Source organism: Paraburkholderia sp. GAS334 (assembly GCF_050436625.1).
Taxonomy (GTDB): domain Bacteria; phylum Pseudomonadota; class Gammaproteobacteria; order Burkholderiales; family Burkholderiaceae; genus Paraburkholderia.
On the sequence record NZ_JBNDMO010000006.1, the window covers coordinates 128,697 to 152,214 of the forward strand.

Genomic DNA, 23,518 nt, shown 5'->3' on the forward strand with positions numbered 1-23,518 from the left:
AGCCAACGCCATGTCCACCGCCACCCCGCATCACACCGACCACACGATTGACGGCGAGCCCATTCCGACGCTCGACGACATCGCCGCGCAGCACTTTGCGCTGACGCCGTGGGTCGTGCGCACGCCCGTGTTTGAGCGGCAGGATTTCCCGTCGCTCGAAGGCACAATGCTCAATTTCAAGTTCGAGCTGCTCCAGTCGGGCGGGAGCTTCAAGGCGCGCGGTGCGTTCACGAATCTGCTCGCACTCGACGACGCGCAGCGCAGTGCGGGCGTCACGTGCGTATCGGGCGGCAATCATGCGGTCGCGGTCGCCTATGCGGCAATGCGGCTTGGCATCAGCGCGAAGGTCGTACTGTTTCATTCGGCGAATCCGGCGCGCATCGCGTTATGCGAGCAGTACCGCGCGGAGATCGTGATGGCGGGCGGCCCCGCCGAAGCCTTCGAAGTGGTGCGCCGGATCGAAGCTGAGGAAGGCCGCTACTTCGTGCATCCGTTTAACGGTTATCGCACCGTGCTGGGCACATCGACGCTCGGTTATGAATGGGCCACGCAGACGCCCGATCTCGATGCCGTTATCGTGCCGATCGGCGGCGGCGGACTGGCTGCCGGTGTATCGACCGCATTGCGGCTCGCGAATCCGCGTGTGCACGTGTACGGCGTCGAACCGGAAGGCGCCGACGCGATGAGCAAGAGTTTCGCGGCGAAGCACACGGTCAGGCTGCATCACCTGCACAGCATCGCTGATTCGCTGATGGCGCCGTATACCGAGGAATACAGCTACGAGCTGTGCCGCCGGCACATCGACCGCATCGTAACCGTCACCGACGATGAACTGCGTATCGCGATGCTCACGCTGTTCAACCAGTTGAAGATCGCCGTCGAGCCGGCGTGCGCCGCGGCGACCGCTGCGCTGCTCGGCCCGTTGCGCGACACGTTGCAGGGCAAGCGCGTAGGCGTGCTGCTGTGCGGGACCAATATCGATCCCGCCGCCTTCACCGCGCATATCGACAGCGCACGCGCATTGATTCAACGCGAGGCGAACGCATCCATCTGACCGCGCGAATCATCGTCGACACGCGGTTTTGTAGCGGCATCGCCAGCAAAACCCTACCCGTTGACCCTCGCGTTGGCTATCATTGTGCTGACCGCAAACGCAAAACCGAGGGCATCTGCCTCGATTCCAAGGGAGGAAGCAACAATGAGCGTGATCAAGGAGTTCAAGGAATTCGCCATCAAGGGCAACGTGATGGATCTCGCTGTCGGTGTGATTATCGGCGGCGCTTTTTCCACCATCGTCAATTCGATCGTGAAAGATCTGATCATGCCGGTTGTCGGTGTCATTCTCGGCGGCCTCGATTTCTCGAACATGTTTATCCGGCTCGGACATATACCCGACACGTTCAAGGGCAATCCTGATTCCTATAAAGATCTGCAGACCGCGGGTGTCGCCGTATTTGGCTACGGCTCGTTCATTACGGTGTTGATCAACTTCATCATTCTTGCGTTCATCATTTTCCTGATGGTGAAGTTCATCAACAATCTCCGTAAGCCGGCCGTCGATGTACCGCCGCCGGCAACGCCCGAAGACGTCGTTCTGCTGCGCGAAATCCGCGATACGTTGAAGAGCCAGGCGCGCTGATCATTTCCGCTGACCCTGCGCTTTTCACAGCGTCGCTGGAAACAGAAAGGCCTGCGTGAATGTCACGCAGGCCTTTCTGTTTTATCGATGGAAGTCAGGCAGACGCAGGGTCGAGATCATCTGCGCTGTCAGCCTTGCTCCTCTTCGCACTCGCTGCGTTCTCGATCATCTGCTCGAGCTGCGTGAAATTGACGGGCTTCGTCAGATGCGACGTGAAGCCCGCCGCAAGACAACGGCGCACGTCGTCGTCGGTGCCGAAACCTGTCAGCGCGACGGCGGGCACGTCTGAGTGTTCGCGGAACGCCATGATGAAATCGAGCCCCGTGCCATCCGGCAAGCCAATGTCGCTCACGACCAGATCGAACGCTTCTGTCTGCGTCGCCGCGAGTGCGTCAGCCACGCGGCCCACAACCGTCACCTCGTGACCCAGGCCGCGAACCAGCTGCGCCATCACTTCGGCTGTATCCAGGTGATCCTCGATCAGCAGGATCGCGAGGCCGCCCTCGGGATGCGGCTCAGCCAGCGCGTCGATCATGACCGGTTCGGCCGGCTTCGCGGCCGTCGGCATCGTGATCGTAAACGTCGCGCCGCAATGCGCGCCAGGGCTCTTTGCCGTGACCGTGCCGCCATGCACATCGGTCAGCGCCTTCGTGATCGCGAGACCCAGACCCAGGCCGCCAAACTGGCGCGTCATGTTCTGGCTGCCCTGCTCGAACGCATTGAAGAGCTTGCCGATCTGCTCGGGCTCGATGCCGATGCCGGTGTCTTCGATGAAAATCTGGATCTGCATCCGTTCATCGCGCGTGCGCACGTAGATATGGCCGCCGTCGGGCGTGAACTTCGCCGCATTGCGGATCAGATTCCAGAGCATCTGCTGCAGCCGCGCGCGGTCAGCAAGCACGTAGTGATGCTGCGCCGCCTTGTCGACATGCACGTCCTGCTGCTTGATCTGGATTTCACTGCGAAAGAGTTCGAGCACGCTGTCGATCACGTCGTGCACATCGACCGTTTCCAGCGACAGCCGCAACTTGCCATTAGCCACACGCGTGAGATCAAGCAGATCGTCGATCAGTCGCGCTTCCAGTTCGACGTTGCGCAGGATCATCCGCACGCCCGCACGGGCACTTTCGGGCAGATCCGGCGTCATTTCGAGCACGCGCGCGCCGGCCAGCACAGGCGTGAGCGGCGTGCGCAGTTCGTGCGACAGCATCGCGAGAAAGCGGTCCTTCGCGCGATTCGCTTCTTCGGCGACCTGACGGGCGGTCTGCGCTGATGCGAGCAGCCGCTCGCGCTCCTCGATCGCTTCGCGTTGCGGATGGATATCGGTGCAACTGCCGAACCACTTGCTTACGCTACCGTCCGGATCCTGCACGGCGACGATACGCGCGGCGAACCAGCGATACGCGCCGTCGTGGCGCCGGATGCGCAGTTCGTGCCGATAGTCGGTCGCACCGCTGCGCACGGCCTTGAGCCACGTCTGACGGATTTCCTCGCGATCGTCCGGATGCACGGCTCCGAGCCACGCGAGACCGTGCGAAACGGCTTCCGTCAGGCCCGTGTACTCGAACCACTGCTTCGAAAAGAAATCGCAGTCGCCGTTCGCGTCGCAGGTGAGCACCAGATGCGGCAACGCTTCGGATAGGGTGCGGTAGTGTTGTTCGCGATCACGCAATAACACCGCTTCCGCCGACGCCTTCTGCAAACGCACCTGTGACAGCGCGCGGTCCACCGCTTCCGGCAGATAGTCGAGGTAATCGCCCGATTTCGGCACGACGTCCGACACGCCCGCGCGCAACGCTTCGATCACCCGCGATTCGTCGGTGAAGCCGGTGACGAGGACGGCCGGAATGCGCACCCCCTCGGCACGCAGACGGCGGAAGAAGTCGAGGCCGGTTTCCGCGCTGTCGAGCTGATAGTCGAGCACGATGAGATCGGGCGCTTCCTGCGCGATGCGTTCACGCGCGCGGTCAACCGTCGCGCACGTCGTCACACGATAGCCCGCCCGGTCGAGCGACTTCCGCGCGAGGCGCAGAATGCCCTCGTCGTCGTCGACAACGAGCACATAGGCGGGTTGAAGTGGCGATGCGTCGTCGGTCATGGTGGCGTTTCGTATGCGAATGCCCTGTTGCTGGCGAACCTGCGCACGAGGTTGCGCGATTGATTGCGGTGCCGGTTACGACGCAATCTGCCGGCCCGGCGGTAGCTTCACGACCTGCAGGAAAAACCCGAGGCGCCGCACGGCCTCGATAAACGCATCATATTCGACCGGCTTGGTGATGTAGACGTTGCAGCCAAGCTCATAACAACGATCGATTTCACGCGGATCGTCGGTGGTAGTCAGCACGATAACGGGCAACGCAGCGGTCTCCGGCGCTTCCTTCAGCCGGCGCAGCACCTCGAAGCCGTCGACACGCGGCATCTTCAGATCGAGCAGCACGACAAAATTCGCGAGATCGTCGCGCGAAGGCCGTTCCGAAGCCGCATCGCCGGCAGGCTCGCCAAAGAAATAATCGAGCGCTTCCTGGCCGTCGGCAAAGCGCACGAAGCCGTTGGTCAGCCCCGCCCGGCGCAGATTGCGCTCGACGAGGGTGGCGTGGCCGTCGTCATCCTCGATCAGGATGATGCCCACCGATTCCCCGTGTGACATGTTTGCCTCCGTGACCGCTTCTGTCTGTAATGCGCCGCATGCTCATGTGTGGCGCTTCTTCATACGTTTCGCGCCGGCTGCTCCGGCAGCGCGACAAAAAACGTCGAGCCGACGCCTTCCGTCGATTCCACCCACACCCGCCCGCCGTGCCGCTCGGCGATCCGCCGCACGAGCGCGAGGCCAATGCCCTCGCCTTTCGCGATATCGCCATGCAGCCGCTGGAACGCACGAAATACTTTCGGCATGTAAGCAGTCGGAATACCAAGGCCATTGTCGCGCACATAGTAGGTGCGCGTCCTGCTGGCGAGGGGCAGGACCACGCCGCGCGCGTCCGATGCGTCGGACTCGAGCGCGCCGATTTCGATGCGGCCGGGCCGCGCCGGATCCAGATAGTTGAGCGCGTTCGCGACCAGGTTGCTGAAGATCTGCTCGATCGCGCCCGGATCGCCCCACGCCGGCGGCAACTCGCGCATGGTCACCACCGCGGCGCGCTCACGCACGGTGCCCTGCAACGCGTCGACGACCCGCGCCACCGCTCTGCCGACACTCACGCGCTGCGGATGATATTCGCGCCGACCGGCGCGCGAGATCGACAGCAGCGCTTCGATGATCGCGGCCGCGCGCGTCACGGCCGTGCGCAGGAACCGTAGCGACTCGCGCACGTCGCCGTCGAGCACGGCCGCCAGCCGCAGGTGTTCGTGTTCGGGCAGTTTCGCTGACTCGACGGTCGCGCGCAGATCGTCCCAGGAAACCTGCAACTCCTTCGAAAAACCCTGCAGGTTGACGAGCGGCGAGCGCAGATCGTGCGACACGCTGTAAATGAACATCTCGTTGTCCTGCGTGCCTTGCCGCAGTTCTTCATTGACGATCGCCAGTTCGGCCGCGCGTGCCTGAAGCCTCGCCTTCAGCGTCGCGTGTTCGCGCCCGGCCAGCCGCAGGCGCGCGCCGGTCTGGTGCAGCACGGCGTCGAGCGTGGCGATTTCGTCACGGCCGGGCAGTGGCTCGGCGAGCGGCTGGCCGTTGCCGAGCCGTTCCGCGTTGCCCGTCAGAACGGCGATCCGTCGTCCAAAGTGGCGCGCGACCACCAGCGCCGTGATTGCCCAGATCAGCATCGACCCGACGATCGCCGCGATCAGTGTGGACTGCTGGCGTTGGCGATTCTCCGAGAGCGCCGCGAGACGTGCGGCGTCGAGACCGGATTCCGCTGCATTAAAGGCGTCGAGGCGATCGCGGAACACGGCGATCGAAGCGGGCACGTCCTCGCGCTCGGTGGCGACAAGCGCGGTAACGTCGCGTTTGTTGCGAAGCGCCTGCGCGACCGCGTCGGCATGAGCGTGATAGCCATCGACGGCTTCACGCATGTCACGCACGCGCTGCCGTTGCTGCGGACTATCGGCCACCAGCTGATCGAGCTGCGCGAGCTTTCCGGTGAGATCGGGCCACACCTCGTTGCCGCCGACGAACGACGCATCGCCCGTGACGAGCGCTGTGCGTACGCGCGCTGCCTCGCTCAGCAACGGGCCCATGACGGACGAGGCACGATAGAGAATCTGCGCGCTGCCCGTAACCCATTGCGCGGCCTGCGCGGTCTGTGCCTGCGTGTTGAACACGGCGCCGAGCAGCGCCAGTTCGATGGCGCCGGGGACCGCGATGAGCAACAGGCCTTTGGTATAAAGGTTCATGAGGGTCCGGCAGTCCTTGCAGTTGCGACGACGTGCCGTCGTATCCCGGCGATGGTCCCACGTCAGGTCCCAAGCGTCAGGTCCCACATTGGATCGAGCGGTCGGCCTTCGCAAAGACACAGGCTCGAATGCGGCCGGCTTTTGCGGGCAAACCGCCGGCAGATAAAGGGCCGGGCCATTATCGACGTGAATCCGCGATATTTCAACGCCGTATGGAGATGTGCTGGCACACATGTGCTGGCACACATAAAAATGCCTTTTTTATGGGTGCCGGAGTCACCAGCGCGGCGGCTGAGTCTATTATGGTGTTAGATGTTCGGAGATGCGAAAGCGCGCGGCGAGCAGATAGAGCATGAATCGTGCGGGTGGAGTGATGCGGACGAACCGTCGAATCACCGTGAATCCGGCATCACCGTATGCTATAAAAGATCGACGTGCGGCGCGCGAAGCCGGGAGTGGTCGCATGAGGACGCTGCGTTTCTTGCAATTCTTTTTCAGGCGAATTTTTATGTCCTTCCCGAAAAAGCGTAGGCGCGCGAAGGCGGACGGCGATGAGTCGTTCCTCGCGGTACTGCGGCATTTCAAACCGTTCGGCCAGCTCGACACCAAGATCGCGCGGGCCCGTGCGCAAGACGAACCCGTGCTCTACGCTCATGTCCTCCCGGGGCTCGATGTGCTGCTGTGCAGTGTACGCGGCGCCCATCCTCCCTATCCTGAAGTCGCTGAACTGCGTCGGCGCTGTATCGAATCGATTGCGAATGCGCTGGAGCAGCCGCTCGATGGACTCGAGAACGGCGGCTACTGGTACGAGGCAAACGGCTTCGGCTTTCTCGTATTCGCAAGCCGCGCGCGTGCGCGGATTCTGCCCGAGTTCGGTGCAGCAAAGGCCGCCGCTGGTGCGCGCCGCGGTGTGCGCAGACAGGACGCGGCCGGCGATGCCGCACCGCGCTCGCTTCGGTAGTTTTCCGGTCAGATTCTCGCTGCGGTAGTTGCTGCGGTAGTTATTTCAAAACGACAGTCGGGCGGCAACGCCCCACTGTCGTTTTTGTGTCGGCGCATGCATCGACGCGCGACCAGGTCGGGGAATCGCGGGAATCAGCTTCCCTTGTATTCCGCCGCGCTGGCTGGCGACATTCGCGTCGCAGGCGCCAATGCCGGCGACGGTGCGCTCGGCACGGAGAGCCGCGCGCCGTTCGCCGCCGAAGCCGCTGCATCGACGCCGCGCGGCGTCGTCATCTTCTGGCCGGCGGGCGGCGCATCGGGACGCGCGCGCATCTGCGCGAGCAGATCGTTGCATGGCAGCGGTTTGTTGTTGCTCGGCGCGATCAGCGGAATCAGCGCGGCGAACGGGTTGAGCAATCCAAGGCCTACCACCGCGCCGCCGCGTACGGCGAGCGCCGTCGCGTTGACGCCGACGTGCGGATCCTTGAACGTCCCCTTCACATACAGCGGCGAGCGCAGCGAAAACACGCGGAAGCCTTTCGTGTGCGGATGGATGTTGAGGTCCATTGACTCGTCGCTCAGGTTGATGTGGCCATCCATATTGACGACGGCGTCGTCGGTATCGAGCGCGAACACCTTCGAATCGAGCACACCGTTCGTCACGATAAAGTCCGCCGCCGCGCAGTTGATCTTCACGTCGCGCTTGCCGAAAAGCTTTTCGTAGACGACATTCGCCACGTTCAACCCGGCCGCCTCCATGTACAGACGGCTCACCGTGCCGTCGGTGATCAACGCCTTCACTTCGCCATTCGATGTCGAAGCCAGCGCCGCGGGCGAATTGCCGGTCGCGGACAGCGCGGCGTCGCCGTTGATTTCGCCGAGCGCGCTCTGCATCGTTTTCACGGTCGGGAACAGCTGCTTCAGCCGCAGATGGCGGGCCTGCGATCCAACGCGGGCCTTGAGCGGCGTGGCACTGCCGTCGAGATGAATATCCGAATCGAGTGACCCGCCCGCGACGCCGAACCTGAGCGGCTCCAGCGCCAGCACGCCGTCCTTCATCACGACATGCGTATAGAGATCGGTGACCGGCAGGCTCGGGTCCTTGATGATGCGGCGGCCGGTGAACGTCACGTCGGCGTCGATGGCCTTCCAGCGGTCAGTGCGGAATTCCTCGACCGGCAACGCCTTGCCCGACGGCTGGTCCGGTGCGGCGCCGCGCTTCGCCTTGCTCGCATTCGAATCGGCGCCGATGACCGGCGCGAGATCCGAAAATTGCAGCAGGTTCGACACCATTTCGCCCTGCAGCAGCGGACGCGGCTTCTGTGCGTAGTAGGTCATCGACCCGTTCAGGTCGCTTCCCCCTACCCGACCTGTAAAGTTTTCGTACTTGAAGACGCTGGCGTCCGGCTTGAACTGGCCCGTCAGATGCCCTTCGGTCGCGTAAGGCGGCGTGTCGGGCAGCGTGACGCCCGTCAGCGGATAGAGATGCGCCGCGCTCACGCCCTGCAACCACAGCCGCATATCGATCGCGGCCAGATGCACCGGGTCCGTCACCGTGCCGACCACGGCAATATGCGTGTCGCCCACCTTCACATCGGCCTGCACGGGGAACGGCCGGGTGGTGTCCTGCACGGCAAGCACGCCGCCGACCTTGCCGCTACCCGATAGCGCCGTCGCGTTATAGGTGCCCTTGATCGTCCAGCCGATACCGTATGGTGGAACCGTCTCGCGCGCCGACACGGCTTGCGGCGCGCTCGCGCCCGAGGCGGTCGCGACGACCGCCGTGCCCGATGCCGCCTTCTCAGCCCCCGCGGCCCCGGAAGCGCCCGACGCCGAAGCCGCCTCAGCCGCCGCCTCCGATGCCGCCGCCGCATCAACCTGCTGCGTCAGCCTGCTCGCACCCTCTTTGCCGACCACCTGCGCCGACGAACCTCGCGACGCCTCTTCCTGCTGTTTCATAACATCGCCGATCGGAACCGGCTGGCCGAGAGTATCGATGACCATCTGCACGTCGGCCTTCTTCTGCTGGTCGGAATACGCGACATTGCCCCTGGCGAACTGGATATCGTGCAATTCGAGCTTCCACTCCGAAGGGCTCGACGAGGCAATCTTGAACGTCCAGTTATTGCGACCGTCGAGGAGTCGTTCCAGATCGACGGAAGGATTCACGAAATTGATCGCGGGAATGACGATGTCGTGCGCGAGCAGCGGCAGAACCTTGACCTGAAAATCGATTTCATCGAGTGTGGCAAAGTGCTTCTGCTTCGACCAGTCGGGATTGGCGACCGTGATGTTCTCCGCCGAAAAGCGCGGCCAGGGCACCCATGAGCGCCAGCCCGTCTCGCCGACCGGATGGCGCCAGCCGACCTTCAGATCGCCTTCAATCGCGAACGGCCGGCCGATAGCCTCGCTGACCTTGTCGCTGATATACGGACGTGCGCGGTTCCAGTCGAATGTCAGAATGAAAACGACCAGCGCTGCGATGAGCACAGCGAGAACCGCCAGCACCCACGCGAAAAATTTTCCAGCACGTCGCGACACCGCCATGAAGGCTCCTTTCCCTTTATCGTTAGCGCAGCACGTGTCGTGCCCGCCCTGCTGCGTCTATCATGACGCACTGCCACACACGCCGCCCGATCCACCATGACGGATATTCCGATCGTCGAAGCATTCGACATCTGCCGCCGCGATGCGCAGCGCGGCAACGTACTGCTCCAGCCGACCTCTCTTGCGCTGTCCGCCGGCGACCGCGTCGCCGTGACCGGCCCGTCCGGGTCCGGCAAGAGCGTATTTCTACGCATGCTCGCGCTGCTCGATCCGCTCGATGCAGGCCATATCGGATGGCATGCCAAGCCCGTTTCACGCGCCACGATTACGCGTTATCGCCGCAACATCGCCTATATCCGGCAGCGGCCCGCCATTCTCGACGGCACCGTGGAAGACAACCTGCGTTATCCGTACACGCTGGGCGCCTATCGCGACGTGCGGTTCGATCGCGACCGCGCGATTTCGTTCGCGGTGCAGGCCGGCCGCGGCCATGATTTCCTCGACAGGCTGGCGAGCGAACTGTCCGGCGGCGAAGCGCAGATCACCGCGTTGATACGCGTGCTGCAACTCGCGCCTGAAGTGCTGCTGCTCGACGAACCGACGGCATCGCTCGACCCTGAGTCATCCCATGCGATCGAAGCGCTCGTTGGGACGTGGCTCGCATCGGGCGACGCACAACGCGCGTCGGTGTGGGTCTCGCATGATCCGGCGCAGGCGAAACGCGTGAGCGACCGGCATCTGACGATGCGTGCGGGTGTGCTCAGCGAACCGGCTGCATCCGCTGGGCCTTCTGCCACGCACAGCGAAGCACGGGAGGATACCCGATGAATCAGGGCCTGCAGAATCTGAGTTTATGGGATGTCGGCATCGCGGCGCTGCTGATCGTGGTGAACGGCGCGGTGTCGGTGGTGCTGAAGCTCGATCTCGAACGCAAGCTGGCATGGGCGGCTGTGCGCACGATCGTCCAGTTGCTCGCGATCGGTTATGTGCTCGGCTGGGTGTTCGCCTACGACCGCTGGTTCGTGGTCCTGCCGCTGATGATCCTGATGACGCTGATCGCCGGCTTCGCGGGCGCAGATCGCGGTCTGCGCACGTACGCGGGACAACGTGCGGACAGCATCGTGTCGATCTGGGTGAGTTCGTGGCTCGTCGCGGCGGTCGGACTCTTTGTCGTGATCCGCATTCATCCATGGTACGAACCGCAATATGCGATTCCGATTCTCGGGATGATTCTGGGCAATACGCTGACCGGCGTTTCGCTTGGCATCGAGCGCATGACGGAAGAACTCACCGCGCGACGTGATCGCGTCGATATGGCGCTCGCGCTCGGCGCAACGCGCTGGGAGGCGGCGCAGGGTCCGGCGCGGCAGGCGGCGCGCGCGGGCATGATTCCGACGCTGAACCAGATGGCCGTGGTCGGCGTGGTCAGCCTGCCCGGCATGATGACGGGCCAGGTGCTGGCCGGACAGTCTCCGTTGCAGGCAGTGCGCTATCAGATCGTGATCATGTTTCTGATCGCGGCTTCATCGGCGCTGGGAACCGTGGGCGCGGTGCTGCTCACCTATCGCCGGCTCTTCTCGGCTGAGCACCGGTTTCTGGCGTCGAGGCTGATCGAGCGCTCACCGCGAAGCGGGCGGTGAGCCTCACCATCACGCGTCCACAACGCCTCACCGACGCGCCGACACGGCAACCGTCGTACCGTCGCTGATCGTGATCGTCTTCGCGGTGCCGTTGGTCGGCATCGTGAAGCGCACCACCTGGCTCACCGTCACGTCGTTCGGACACTTGACCGTTTGCCCGTTTGCAGTGACCGACTTCGTGCCCTTCGGCGTCTGCGCCTGGAAGTTCATCTGCACGGTGGCGGTGCCGTCATTGGCGACCACAGGCGCGAGCCGCACCTGTATCTGGCGGATCATCGCGCCGTTCGCGTCGACCGCCAGCGAGGCGTAGTTCGGACACTGGTCCGTGCCCGGCACCGCGCCGCCTGGCGGCACGGTCTTCCAGGTGTAGTCGTCGGACTGACCGGAGCGGATCTGGCGCGTCTCCTGCGCATTGCCAAACTGCTTCGACGTGACCTTGACGGTGTACTTGATCGGCCCGTCCGGCGCGGACTGCGACGTAACCGTGATCGGCGTGGCGGCCTGCGACAGCGTCGCAAATCCGCATACGACTACAGCAACAGAAACGGCGAAACATCTCAGGCTGGGGCTCATAACGTCACCTCGTTGTTGTGCCGCTGCGCACCCGCGATGCGGGTCGCGCAGCCGTTATTACGCGATGCCCTGCCAGTCTACCGCCAAGCGGCGACGCGCGCGCTTCCGGAGGATCGGGTGTTACCCCGCTTGCGGCGACGCCGTTTCTGCTCATACGTTTCGCTGCATCAGAACCCGGTCAGCACGAGCTTGCCGATCGCGCGGCCTGCTTCGAGCACCGCGTGCGCGCGGCGCAGGTTGGCTGCGTTAATCGTACCGAGATCCTCGCCGACCGTCGTGCGCAGCGTGCCCGCATCGACGAGGCGCCCCACTTCGGTCAACAGCTTGTGCTGCTCGATCATGTCGGGCGTACCGAACATCGAACGCGTGAACATGAATTCCCAATGGAATGCAGCGCTCTTCGCCTTCAGCAGTTCGACGGGAACCGGCCTGTCGTTTTCCACGATCGTGCAGATGCCGCCTTGCGGTTTGATGACAGCGGCGGCCGCGGGAAAATGCCGGTCGGTGTCGTTGAACATCAGCACATAGTCGACCTGTTCGTGGCCGAGCGCCTTCAGTTGCGCCGGGATGTCCTTGAAGTGATCGACGATATGGTCGGCGCCCAGTTCGGTCGCCCACTTCGCCGATTCGGGCCGCGACGCCGTCGCGATCACCTTCAGCTTGCCGAGCTGCTTCGCGAGCTGGATGCCAATCGAGCCCACGCCGCCCGCGCCCCCGATGATCAGTACCGAACGTCCCGCGTCCCTGCCTTCCGGCGACACGCCGAGACGCGCGAACAGTGCTTCCCACGCGGTGATCGCCGTGAGCGGCAACGCTGCCGCCTGGGTGAAATCGAGCGAAGCCGGCTTGCGGCCCACAATCCGTTCATCGACAAGGTGATATTCGCTGTTCGCGCCCGGCCGCGTAATGCTGCCTGCATAAAACACCGGATCGCCGACCTTGAAAAGCGTCACATCAGGACCGACGGCGGCAACCGTACCCGCTGCGTCCCAGCCCAGCACGCGCGGCGTCTTCTCGATCTGGTCTTTCGGCGCGCGTACCTTGAAGTCCACCGGGTTCACGGAGATCGCCTCGATCTTGACGAGGAGATCGTGGCCGGTGGCTTCGGGTTGAGCGATCTCGATGTCGATGAGCGATTCGGGATTGTCGATGGGCAAATAGCGATGAAGACCGACGGCTTTCATGGAGCACTCCTGATGCGTGGATTCAATTCGAAAACGTGGCGACCGGTATGCGCTCCGGGCTTTGTGCCTCAGTGAGCGTATTTCGATCGGACCCACACGATCGTAGGCCGTTCTTTCTTCTTCTAAAACAGTCATAATGACTGAAACATTTTCCTGATTTTCAGAATAATGGCCACTTCCCGACTGCAACGAGGGCGCGAACGGCTCGATCTGCTCGACGTCGGGCTATTTGTACGCGCGGCGCTGCTGAATAACGTGTCGGCGGCCGGGCGCGAGTTCGGCCTTTCGGCGGCGGTGGCGAGCGCGCGGATCGCGAATCTGGAACGGCTGCTGGGCGCGCGGCTCCTGCATCGCACGACGCGCCGCATCAGCCTCACGCAGGACGGCGAGGCATTCATGACGCACGCGCAGACGCTGCTCGATGCCGCCGAGACCGCGCGTGGCTCGGTCGGATGCGCGCAGTCGGGTCCACAGGGCCGGTTACGCGTGACGATGCCGTCGTCGTTCGGGCGGCAGCATGTGTCACCGGTGATGCCCGCGTTCCTGCGGCAGAATCCGGGCGTCAGCATCGACCTGCGGTTGTCCGACCAGATGGTCGATCTCGTCGACGCCGGCATCGATGTCGCGATCCGGCTCGGCGCATTGAAGGATTCGTCGCTGGTCGCGCGACGGCTTGCCGTGAACCAGCGCGTGATCTGCTGCTCGCCCGCGTATCTGGCGGCGCATGGCACGCCGCGTCATCCGTCCGATCTCGTCGACCACGAATGCGTGATCCTGTCTGATCAACGCGACTGGGGATTCGTGACGCCAGCCGGCCGGGTCAATGTGCGCGTGAACGGCCGCTTCGCGACCGACAACGGCGAAGTGATCCGCGACGCGTTGCTCGACGGCTTCGGCATCGCCCTGAAATCGACGTGGGACGTGGCGACGTATCTGCGCAGCGGCCAGCTGGTGACGATTCTCGACACCTACCCGCTGGCGGACACGGTAGCGATCTGGGCGGTGTACCCGACGCGCGCCTTCGTTCCGCCGAAGACGCTCGCCTTTATCGACTTTCTCGCCGCGCACTTCGGCGATCCGCCGTATTGGGATCAGGCGCCGCGCTGATGCCACGCGCGGCGTTTTCATCAAAGTAAATCGGTGTTTGCCGCGCGATCCCCCCGCGGGCAACGAAGCGCCCGCGACATCGCTCACTCATGCCGGGCTTCGTCCAGCCGCTTCTTCATCGCGGCTGTGATGCGTTGACGCGTTTTTGCATAGCCGGCCCACGGGTCTTCCTTCAGTGCGTCGAGCCGCTCGTGCAGGTTGGCAATGTTCCATTGATCGCCGGCAGTTGTCTCCGGCACTTCATCCCAGGTGAGCGGCACGGATACGCCGAGTCCGGGCCGCGCCCGCGCCGAATAAGCGGCGACCGTGCTCGAACCACGGTTGTTGCGCAGATAGTCGACGAAGATCTTCTTCCTGCGGTTCTGCGCGCCCATCCTGGCCGAGAAATGCGTGGGCAGCGCCGTTGCCATGTGCTGCGCGATCGCCTGCGAGAACGCCTTTACTTCGTCCCAGCCCGCGTGTTTCGCAAGCGGCACGACGACGTGAAAACCCTTGCCGCCGCTTGTCTTGCAGAACGAGGTGAGGCCGAGTTCTTCGAGCAGCGAGCGCGTCAGCAAGGCGGCTTCGATCATCTTGTCCCAGCCGAGCGACGGGTCAGGGTCGAGGTCGAATATGACGCGATCCGGCTTCTCGATGCTCGACGCCACCGCGTTCCACGTATGCAGTTCGATTGTGCCCATCTGCGCCGCGCCGACGAGCGCCTTGACGCTATCGATCGTGATCAGCGGTGGATGGCCGGGATCGAGATCGGGATGCTGTGCCACATGGGGAATCGACAGCTTCTGGCTGTGCTTCTGGAAGAACAGCTCGCCGCCGATATCCTCGGGCGCACGCGCGAGCGAGACCGGGCGGTGTTGAAGATGCGGAAGTATCCAGTCCGCTACCGATTCGTAATAGCGCACGAGATCGATTTTCTGCGTGCCCGTGCTTTTGTCGATCACGCGCTCGGGATGCGAGACGCGTACGCCCGCGACGGTCGTCTCGCCCGCTTTCGTCGCGTCGCCCGCGGTGCGTCCGGTGGCGGACTTCCTGGCGGGCTTTTCGGTGGCTGTGCCGACGGCTTTGTCTTTCGCCGCCTGTTTCGTCGCACGCTTTTTCGGCGTGGCGGCTTCCTTCATGGATTCGGTGAGCGTCTGTTCCACTTCGGCTCCTTTGCGCGGTGCTTCCAGGACGATCTGCCGCGCCGGTTTGTCGCGACGCAGACTGACGAACGACGCCTGCCGCACGATCTGCTCGCTGGTCCACTCCGCAAAGTTGCATTCCGCGACGAGCTCCGGTTTCACCCAGTGCACCGGCGTGCGGCTGCGTTCGCGCGGCGGGCTCGCGAACGGCATGCGGCTCGTTTCCCGCGCATCGAGTTCCTCCTTGATGGAGCGCAGCAGCGCCGTATCGAAACCTGTACCGACGCGGCCCGCGTATTGCAGCTTGCCGTGTTCGTCGTACACGCCGAGCAGCAGCGCACCGAAGGCGACGCGACTGCCCGCCGGCCCGGTATAGCCTCCGATCACGAACTCCTGACGCCGCCGGCATTTGAGCTTGATCCACGACTGCGAGCGTCCCGATGTATAGAGACTGTCGCGGCGCTTGCCGATGATGCCTTCGAGCGCCATTTCGCGTGCGCTCTTGAGCAGAGCGTCGGCCCTGGAGCCGAAGTCGTCCGAGAAACGCAGCACATCGCGCTTCGCTGGTTCGAGCAGCGCCTTCAGGATCGCGCGACGCTGTACGAGCGGCACGCCGCGCAGGTCGTAGCCATTCAGAAACGGAACGTCGAACAGATAGACGACCATGTCCTGCGGACGGTTTGCATCGAACGCGTTCTGCAGCAGCTGGAAGCTCGGCACGCCGTTGTCGTCGAGCACCACGACCTCGCCGTCGAGCCACGCGGATTCGATATCGAGCGTCCCGAACGCCTCGACCTGCTTGCCGAATTTCGCGGTCCAGTCGTTGCCCGCGCGCGTGAAAATCTGCACCGGGTCCTGTTTCCTTGCATGACGATCGATACGGGCCAGCACGCGATAGCCATCGAACTTGATCTCGTACGACCACTCGTCGCCCGATGGCGCGGCGTCGACGAGCGTCGCCAGCTGCGGTTTGAAGCTGGCCGGAAGCGGCGCCTTTTTCGCGCCTTCGATAGCCGGCGATGCGGCCAGTTCACGCAGCGATTTCGCGCTGCGCGTGGTGACGATGTCGGTCTTCTTCGAATCGGCTGCGGTTGCGTGCCTTTTTGCGGCCGGGCGTTTTGCCGCCGCCGTCTTTCTTGCGGCGAGCGCGCGCTTGCCGCTATCGAGCACACTGCCCGGCAGTTCCTTCAGCACGTCGTATTCGCCTTCGTTACGGGCCTCGCCGTCGCGTTCCTTGATGAGCAGCCACTGCTCCTTGTCGCCGCTGCCAGGCATATGGCTGCGCACGAGCATCCAGTTGCCATGCAGCTTTTCGCCGTGCAGTTCGAACTTGAGCTTGCCTGACTTGTACATTTCGCGTGCGTGCGCTTCACCGCCAGCCGGTTCCCACGTGCCGCGATCCCAGACGATCACATCGCCCGCGCCATAGTTGCCTTCGGGAATCGTGCCTTCGAACGAACCGTATTCGACCGGATGATCTTCAACATGCACCGCCAGACGCTTCACCGAAGGATCGAGACTCGGCCCTTTCGGCACGGCCCACGACAAAAGCGTTCCATCGAGTTCGAGACGAAAGTCGTAGTGGAGCCGACGCGCGTCGTGTTCCTGAATGACATACGACAGCGCGTGCGTGTGCGTCCGTGCGGACGTTTTCACACCCACGCGCTTCTTTGACGCGCCGCCTGCCGGTTCCGGCGTTTCGTCGAAGCGACGCTTGCGGGTATAGGTGTCGAGTCTGTCGCTCATGATCGGGCCTCGAAGCATGAAACTGGAGCGAAGCAGCAAGCGTGCCACAGGTAGAGTCATGGCACGGGCGCCATGCCTTAACGCGCTGCGCCGCTTAAGGCTTCAGCCGCTAACACGCGGCGAAGCCGTAAGTCTTGCGTGGCGCCGGAAAAAGATGCGGGTCCCGGCGGTCTCGAACGCGCGCTCCTTCAGCCAACCTCACAAGGCACGGCCGCGTAGCCTCGAAAGCGCACGCGCCCGCCTCGTAGAGGCTCACCGCCCAGCCGGTACGTCGGGAAGCGCTGCACAAACCGGCCAATCGCGATCCGCGCTTCGAGCCGCGCCAGCGACACCCCCGCGCACTGATGAATGCCGAAGCCGAACGCGAGATGCCGGTTCGGCTCGCGGCGGATGTCGAAGCGATCCGGGTCGACGAACTGTTCCGGGTCGCGATTCGCCGCGCCGATACACAGCGTAACCGGCGTGCCCTTCGCAACTGCGACGCCGCCAATTTCCGTATCGTCAGTGGTCATGCGATTGCCCAGCTGGTTGGAGCTTTCGAAGCGCAGGCATTCTTCGACCGCGCTCACGATCAGCTCCGGTTCGTGTTGCAGCGCCGCGCGTTGCTCCGGCCATTCGCTGAGCGTGACGATGCCATTGCCGATCAGATTGGTCGTCGTCTCGTGACCGGCGTTGAGAATGAAGATGCAGTTCTGCAGCAACTCAGCTTCAGACAGACGTTCGCCATCGGTTTCGCCTTCGATCAGCCGCGTGAGCACGTCATGTAGCGGATCGCCAGGCGCACGGCGGCGAGCGGCCACCAGCTCTTTCAGACAGGTCACAAACTCCGTCACGGCGCGATTGCCGCGTTCGAGCTGCTGTTCGTTGGGCACCGGTTCGAGCGCGCCGAGAATCGCCAGCGACCACCCTCGCAACGGCCCGCGCGCTTCATGCGGCACGTCCAGCAGATTGCCGATGACTTCGACCGGAATCGCCGACGCGAAATCGCCGATCAGATCGATCTCCCCGCGCGCGGCGGCGGCATCGAGCAGTCCGTCGACGAGCCTGATCAAACCGGGCTCCATCGCCGCGATCGCGCGCGCGGTCAGCGCGCCGGCGATCAGCTTGCGCACACGCGTATGCAAAGGCGGATCGTTGAAGACGAGGCTTGTCGTGTGATGCTCATACAGCGGCGACGCACCGTATTTCGGCCGGAATTCGACCGTCTTGTCGGAGCTGAATGTCTTTGGATCGCGATACACCGCCTGCACGTCGCGATAGCGTGTGAGAAAGAGCGAGCCGTCGGGCATGCGTTTGACCGGGTCATGCGTACGGAGCGCGTGGTAGACCGGATACGGATCGGCATAGAACGCAGGCGTCAGGTGACGCAGGTCAAAATCGCGGGCGAGCGCGAGTTCGTCGGCGGCTGAGGGCATGGCGTGTCTCCGTTTTGGTCCGCTTTTTTATGCGGGGCGCCTTGTTCGTCAGGCGAGTATGCAGCACCGCGCACGCATGCGCGCGGGTGTGCAGCGCTGAACCGTTACAATAGCCGGATTTTCCACGCGTGCAGCGTCTCCGCCCTGTGTGCGTCCCGTGCTCGCCCCGCCTTTATTTGCGTCGTCATGAACCTCGTCATCCAAAGCCTCACGCCGATCGCTGAATCCCATTTCAAACCGCTCGTCGCGCTTGCGCGCGGCAGTCACGCGACGCCCGTCGACGCCCGCACGGTTCGTATTGAAGACGCGGACCCGTTGCAGCGCCCCGATCTCGACGTGTACTGCGGCGCGCACGATCTCGACTACGCGTTTATCGAGCCGGGCCGCCAGCTGCGCGATTTTGGTCTGGTCGCGATGGACATGGATTCGACGCTGATCACGATCGAATGCATCGACGAGATCGCCGATTTTTGCGGACGCAAGGCAGAAGTGGCGGCGATCACCGAAGCGTCGATGCGCGGCGAAATCAAGGACTTCAATGAAAGCCTGACACGCCGCGTCGCGCTGCTCGAAGGACTCGACGCGAGCGCGCTGGAACGGGTTTACGACGAGCGCCTGCAGCTTTCGCCCGGCGCTGAACAGATGCTCGCAGGTGCGAAGGCCGCGGGTCTGAAGACACTGCTGGTTTCTGGCGGTTTCACGTTCTTCACGGAGAAACTGAAGGCGCGTCTTGGGCTCGATTTCACGCGCGCGAACACGCTTGAAATCGTCGACGGCAAGCTGACGGGGCGTGTTGTGGGCGAGATCGTGAATGCGGAGGTCAAGGCGCGTACGTTGCGCGAAACCTGCGCGCAACTCGGCATCGCGCCTGAGCGCGCCATCGCGATGGGCGACGGCTCGAACGATCTGAAGATGATGGCTGAAGCGGGTCTGTCGGTGGCGTTTCGGGCGAAACCGGTTGTGCGTCAGGCGGCGAGCGTCGCGTTTAACTTCGTTGGGCTTGATGGGTTGCTGCGGTTGTTTTGAGGGGCCCTTCAACGCCCCTCAGCCACCACACCCTCAGCCCAGCGCCGCCAGACTCTGCTCGATATCCGCACGCAGATCGGCCTCTTCCTCCAGCCCGATATAGAAGCGCACCAGCGTGCCGCGATGCGGCCACTGCGCCCCGGTGCGCATCGACGCGACGTCATACGGCATCGCCAGGCTGTGCGCGCCGCCCCAGCTCCAGCCGAGCGAGAAAAGTTCGAGCGACTCGCAGAACGTGTCGATCTGCGCCGGGCTGTATTTCCCGTCGAACACGACGGAAAAGAGCCCGCCCGCGCCCGTGAAATCACGCATGTAAAACTCATGCCCCGGACAGTCCGGCAACGCCGGGTGCAGCACCGCCGCGATTTCCGGACGCGTCTTCAGCCATTTCGCGATGCCAAGCGCGCTGCGGTCGTGCTGCTCGAAGCGGATCTTCATGCTCGGCAGGCTGCGCAGAATCAGCGAACAGTCGTCCGACGACACGCCGATGCCCATGCGCATCCGCGCGGCCTTCAGCTTCAGATGAAGCTCGCGGTCGGCAGTGATCGTCGCGCCCATCAGCACGTCGCCGCCGCCTGACTGATACTTTGTCAGCGCCTGCACCGAGATGTCGACGCCCTGTTCGAACGGACGGAACGCGAGACCGGCCGACCACGTGTTGTCGATGGCCGTCACGACGTTGCGCGCCCGCGCGACCGTCGTGATCGCGCGCACGTCGGGCACTTCCATCGTCACCGAGCCGGGCGCTTCCAGCCAGATCAGGCGCGTATTCGGCTGGATCAGATCAGCGATACCCGCGCCGATCATCGGATCGTAATAGCGCGCGGTAATGCCGAAATCGCGCGCCAGCCAGTCGCCGTGATCGCGGTTCGGCGAATAGACGTTGTCGGGAATCAGCACATCGTCGCCCGCTTTCACGAGGCCAAAGTACACGTTCGAAATCGACGACAGACCCGACGGCTGCAACAGCGCGTGATTGCCGCCTTCGAGCGCCGCGAGCCGCTGCGCGAGCACAAGCGACGTCGGCGTTGCGTGCAGACCGTAGCGCCACTGCGCGTCGTTGCGCCAGTCGAGCGCGCGCATCGCCGCGAGATCCGGGAATACCACCGTCGACGCGCGTGTGACCGGCACGGCAAACGATTCGAAGCCGGGTGTGAGGTCGTCTTCCGCGCGCACGATGCGGGTCTGCAGGCCGCGTCTGGATGGAGTGTCAGTCATGGTGGATTCGTCGTTCAGAAATGAGTGGCGTGATTTTCGAGGCGGGTTCGAGCAGGTCGCGTCAGTCGCCCGTTGTGACATTGCTGACGCCGCCAACTGGATGACCATTGTTCGCCGCAGGCGTAGCCGCGGCGCCAGACTTGACGGCCGCCGCCGGCGGTGGCGCTTTCGCGGCGGCGGCAGCCGCAGCTGGCACCGGTTGACCCGCCGCGAGTGGACGCAGATCGAACGGCTGCGGATTGGAGTCGTCGACGTTCATCCGCTCGCCGGCGAGTGTGCCGTCGGCGGCAAATTTGCCGACCCAGTTTCCGGTGATATGCGTGCCGTCGTTCGACTCTTCGACTTCGAGCGTATCGCCGTCACGATCGCCCGCAATCAGGATGACTTCACCGTTATCCGTGAACTGATATTCGCCGTGCACGCCGGAAGGATCGTCGGTCTTCGCGCCGAGCCGCAGCACGATCTGGCGCGTGCCGAGCGTGCCCGTGTAGCGCGGGAACTTCGCGAACTCCCTGCTCGGCTTTAGCGGCAACTCGATCGGCGGCGGCGCGGCCAGTTCCTTGACCGCGTCGCTCTGCGCGTGCGCCAGCGTGGGCAACAGCATGCCCGCGCCAGACAGCAATGCCAGTGCGCATGCGCCGGTAATCAGGCCACGCCAGGGCGCGCGCTGCTTCATCGACTTCGATTGATGCATCCTTTCTTTCCTTCCTTCGTGCCGGCGTGTTGCCGAAAATCAGATGCGCTCGAAGATCGCCGCGATGCCCTGGCCGCCGCCGATACACATCGTCACGAGCGCATAGCGTCCGCCGATGCGTTGCAGTTCGTACAGCGCCTTCACCGTGATCAGCGCGCCGGTCGCGCCGATCGGATGGCCAAGCGAAATGCCTGAACCATTCGGATTGACCTTCGCCGGATCGAGCCCGAGTTCCTTGCTGACCGCGCAGGCCTGCGCAGCGAAGGCTTCATTGGCCTCGATCACGTCGAGGTCGGCAACCGTAAGGCCCGCGCGTTCGAGTACCTTGCGCGTGGCCGGCACCGGGCCGATCCCCATGTACGCCGGATCCACGCCCGCATGCGCATACGCGACGAGGCGCGCCAGCGGCTTCGCGCCACGCTTTTCGGCGACGCTGCGATCCATCAGCACGACGGCCGCAGCTGCGTCGTTGATGCCCGACGCGTTGCCCGCCGTCACCGTGCCGTTTTCCTTCGCGAACACGGCCTTGAGCTTCGAGAAGTCTTCCTCCGATGCGTTCAGTCGCACGTGTTCGTCCGTATCGAACACGGTATCGCCCTTCTTCGACGGAATCGTGATCGGGAGAATCTGTTCCTTGAAGTAGCCTTTCGCGATCGCGTTGGCCGCACGACGATGCGATTCGAGGGCGAGCGCGTCCTGCGCTTCGCGCGAGATGTCGAATTTCTTCGCGACGTTCTCAGCGGTCACGCCCATGTGGATCGACTGGAACGGATCGTTCAGCGCGCCGAGCATCATGTCGACGAGACGGGCGTCGCCCATGCGCTGGCCGAAGCGCGCGGCGGGCATCATATATGGCGCGCGGCTCATGTTCTCCGCACCGCCGCCGATTGCAATGTCGGTGTCGCCCAGCAGAATGCCTTGTGCCGCCGAGACGATCGCCTGCAGACCCGAGCCGCACAGACGGTTCACGGTGAGCGCCGGCGCGTGCTGCGCGACGCCGCCATTGAGCGCCGCGACGCGCGCGAGATACATGTCCTTCGGTTCGGTATGAACGACGTTGCCGAACACGACGTGACCGACGTCTTCACCCGGCACGTTCGCGCGCGCCAGTACTTCGTGCACGACACGTGCACCCAGATCCGTCGGTGAGAAATCCTTCAGGCTGCCGCCAAAATCGCCGATTGCGGTACGTACCGCGCTGACCACTACGACTTCTCGTTGCATTGCTCGCTCCTCTTCCTTGAATGATCTGGACGGCAGCTCGTTGGCCGCCTTTGACCGGGTCATGTTTTGACCGGGTCACGTTTTGACCGGGTCACGTTTTGACCGGGTCACGTTTTGACCGGGTCACGTTTTGACCGGGTCGCGCTTTGACCCGGTCGCGTCTCGACATCAGCCAGCGCGACGCTTTAGCTGGCCAGTATGTTTTCCACCGACTGCCGGTCCGGAATCGGCGCAACCGCGCCGAAACCCTGCGTCGACAGCGCAGCTGCCGCGTTCGCATAGCGCGCGGCTTCGAATGGATCGTCGCCCGCGACGATGCGTGCGATAAACGCGCCACCAAAGCAGTCGCCCGCGCCGGTCGCGTCCACGGCTTTCACAACGCGGCCAGGCACGACGCGACGCTCATCCGGCGTCGCCACGTAGGAACCTTCCTTGCCGAGTTTCAGCGCAACGACGCGTGGGCCACGCGCCAGCAGAAAATCGACGATCTCGTCGCGGCCCGTGAGGCCCGTGAGTTCGGTGACGTCGTCCCAGCTTGGCAGACAGATGTCCGTCTGGCGGATCGCTTCGAGCATCACAGCACGCGCCCGCGCGAGCGGCCACAACTTCAGGCGCAGATTCGTATCGAAGCTCACCCGCACGCCATTCGCGCGCGCGTGCCCGATCGCGGCAAGCGCCGCATCGCACGCGCTCACACTGATCGCGAGACTGATGCCCGACAGATGGATGACCTTCGCGGCCGCGATCGCATCGAGCGGCAGGTCACGCGGCGCGTAGCGGCTCGCAGCCGAACCCGCACGCAGATAGTCGAACTGATGACCGTCCGGGCCGTGCGACACGAAGTACACGCCGGTCGGCGCCTCTACATCGACGCGCACCGTCGACGTATCGACATTTTCCTGTTGCCACAGGTCGACCAGCAGGCGCCCGAAATGGTCATCGCCCACCGCCGATACAAAGCCTGTACGCGCGCCCTGACGCGACGCCGCGATGCAGAAGTTCGACGTATCGCCGCCGAAGCCCTGCAGATAGTTCGGCTGATCTTTCGACGACTGGTTGAATTCGACCATCGCCTCACCGAGCGCGAGGATGTCGGGACATGCTGACGTCATT

The 23,518-nt window shown here is 63.8% G+C and carries 19 protein-coding genes; 7 read left to right on the forward strand and 12 right to left on the reverse strand.

Annotated elements, in window-relative coordinates:
* Positions 1–10: 10 nt before the first annotated feature.
* Entirely contained in the window at positions 11–1,054 is a 1,044-nt protein-coding gene (locus P3T21_RS13440) for a threonine/serine dehydratase (protein ID WP_429256422.1), read from the forward strand.
* Between the two features lie 144 nt (positions 1,055–1,198).
* The gene (gene mscL / locus P3T21_RS13445; RefSeq protein WP_429256423.1) at positions 1,199–1,639 is read left to right on the forward strand and encodes a large conductance mechanosensitive channel protein MscL; all 441 of its coding nucleotides are present in this window, start codon (positions 1,199–1,201) and stop codon (positions 1,637–1,639) included.
* A gap of 94 nt (positions 1,640–1,733) precedes the next feature.
* Here mscL and P3T21_RS13450 read toward each other — a convergent pair whose 3' ends face one another.
* The 3 genes from P3T21_RS13450 to P3T21_RS13460 form a co-directional block, all read right to left on the reverse strand.
* Entirely contained in the window at positions 1,734–3,737 is a 2,004-nt protein-coding gene (locus P3T21_RS13450) for a response regulator (RefSeq protein ID WP_429256424.1), read from the reverse strand.
* Positions 3,738–3,812: 75 nt separating this feature from the next.
* Entirely contained in the window at positions 3,813–4,286 is a 474-nt protein-coding gene (locus P3T21_RS13455) for a response regulator (protein ID WP_429256425.1), read from the reverse strand.
* A gap of 59 nt (positions 4,287–4,345) precedes the next feature.
* Positions 4,346–5,968 (reverse strand): sensor histidine kinase, encoded by a 1,623-nt coding sequence (locus P3T21_RS13460; protein ID WP_429256426.1) that lies wholly within the window; start codon positions 5,966–5,968, stop codon positions 4,346–4,348.
* Positions 5,969–6,431: 463 nt separating this feature from the next.
* Between P3T21_RS13460 and P3T21_RS13465 the strand changes: the two genes are divergently transcribed.
* Positions 6,432–6,929 (forward strand): hypothetical protein, encoded by a 498-nt coding sequence (locus P3T21_RS13465; protein ID WP_228878737.1) that lies wholly within the window; start codon positions 6,432–6,434, stop codon positions 6,927–6,929.
* Positions 6,930–7,063: 134 nt separating this feature from the next.
* Here P3T21_RS13465 and P3T21_RS13470 read toward each other — a convergent pair whose 3' ends face one another.
* The gene (locus tag P3T21_RS13470; protein ID WP_429256427.1) at positions 7,064–9,457 is read right to left on the reverse strand and encodes an AsmA family protein; all 2,394 of its coding nucleotides are present in this window, start codon (positions 9,455–9,457) and stop codon (positions 7,064–7,066) included.
* Positions 9,458–9,553: 96 nt separating this feature from the next.
* On the opposite strand from P3T21_RS13470, the gene P3T21_RS13475 reads away from it, so the two are divergent.
* Positions 9,554–10,285 carry an ABC transporter ATP-binding protein gene (locus tag P3T21_RS13475; RefSeq protein ID WP_429256428.1) on the forward strand — a complete coding sequence of 244 codons (732 nt, stop codon included), beginning with the start codon at positions 9,554–9,556 and terminating at the stop codon, positions 10,283–10,285.
* A complete protein-coding gene (locus P3T21_RS13480; RefSeq protein WP_429256429.1) occupies positions 10,282–11,097 on the forward strand; it encodes an ABC transporter permease in 816 nt (271 codons plus the stop codon). The genes P3T21_RS13475 and P3T21_RS13480 overlap by 4 nt, the downstream gene beginning before the upstream one ends.
* Before the next feature lie 27 nt (positions 11,098–11,124).
* On the opposite strand, the gene P3T21_RS13485 is transcribed toward P3T21_RS13480, so the two are convergent.
* Together P3T21_RS13485 and P3T21_RS13490 are read right to left on the reverse strand one after the other, a co-directional pair.
* Positions 11,125–11,670 carry a DUF6013 family protein gene (locus tag P3T21_RS13485; protein WP_429256430.1) on the reverse strand — a complete coding sequence of 182 codons (546 nt, stop codon included), beginning with the start codon at positions 11,668–11,670 and terminating at the stop codon, positions 11,125–11,127.
* Between the two features lie 167 nt (positions 11,671–11,837).
* Positions 11,838–12,854 carry a zinc-binding alcohol dehydrogenase family protein gene (locus P3T21_RS13490; RefSeq protein ID WP_429256431.1) on the reverse strand — a complete coding sequence of 339 codons (1,017 nt, stop codon included), beginning with the start codon at positions 12,852–12,854 and terminating at the stop codon, positions 11,838–11,840.
* Between the two features lie 168 nt (positions 12,855–13,022).
* On the opposite strand from P3T21_RS13490, the gene P3T21_RS13495 reads away from it, so the two are divergent.
* Positions 13,023–13,961: a LysR family transcriptional regulator gene (locus tag P3T21_RS13495; protein ID WP_429256432.1), complete on the forward strand. Its 939-nt coding sequence runs from the start codon at positions 13,023–13,025 to the stop codon at positions 13,959–13,961.
* Positions 13,962–14,044: 83 nt separating this feature from the next.
* Here the strand turns inward: P3T21_RS13495 and ligD are convergent, their stop codons facing one another.
* Both ligD and P3T21_RS13505 read right to left on the reverse strand, forming a co-directional pair.
* The gene (ligD, locus tag P3T21_RS13500; RefSeq protein ID WP_429256433.1) at positions 14,045–16,828 is read right to left on the reverse strand and encodes a DNA ligase D; all 2,784 of its coding nucleotides are present in this window, start codon (positions 16,826–16,828) and stop codon (positions 14,045–14,047) included.
* A gap of 188 nt (positions 16,829–17,016) precedes the next feature.
* Positions 17,017–18,243 (reverse strand): cytochrome P450, encoded by a 1,227-nt coding sequence (locus P3T21_RS13505; RefSeq protein WP_429256434.1) that lies wholly within the window; start codon positions 18,241–18,243, stop codon positions 17,017–17,019.
* A 186-nt stretch (positions 18,244–18,429) separates the two neighbouring features.
* Here P3T21_RS13505 and serB point away from each other — a divergent pair, with 186 nt between their 5' ends.
* Positions 18,430–19,269 (forward strand): phosphoserine phosphatase SerB, encoded by an 840-nt coding sequence (gene serB / locus P3T21_RS13510; protein ID WP_429256435.1) that lies wholly within the window; start codon positions 18,430–18,432, stop codon positions 19,267–19,269.
* A gap of 33 nt (positions 19,270–19,302) precedes the next feature.
* Here serB and P3T21_RS13515 read toward each other — a convergent pair whose 3' ends face one another.
* From P3T21_RS13515 to P3T21_RS13530, 4 genes are all read right to left on the reverse strand, one after another.
* On the reverse strand, positions 19,303–20,487 hold the full coding sequence (locus tag P3T21_RS13515; protein ID WP_429256436.1) for a cystathionine beta-lyase: 1,185 nt from the start codon (positions 20,485–20,487) through the stop codon (positions 19,303–19,305).
* A gap of 61 nt (positions 20,488–20,548) precedes the next feature.
* Entirely contained in the window at positions 20,549–21,181 is a 633-nt protein-coding gene (locus P3T21_RS13520) for a hypothetical protein (protein WP_429256437.1), read from the reverse strand.
* 39 nt (positions 21,182–21,220) lie between these two features.
* Positions 21,221–22,405, reverse strand: coding sequence for a beta-ketothiolase BktB (bktB, locus tag P3T21_RS13525; protein ID WP_429256438.1), 1,185 nt, complete (start codon positions 22,403–22,405; stop codon positions 21,221–21,223).
* A gap of 185 nt (positions 22,406–22,590) precedes the next feature.
* Positions 22,591–23,517 (reverse strand): sugar kinase, encoded by a 927-nt coding sequence (locus P3T21_RS13530; protein WP_429256439.1) that lies wholly within the window; start codon positions 23,515–23,517, stop codon positions 22,591–22,593.
* Position 23,518 lies beyond the last annotated feature (1 nt).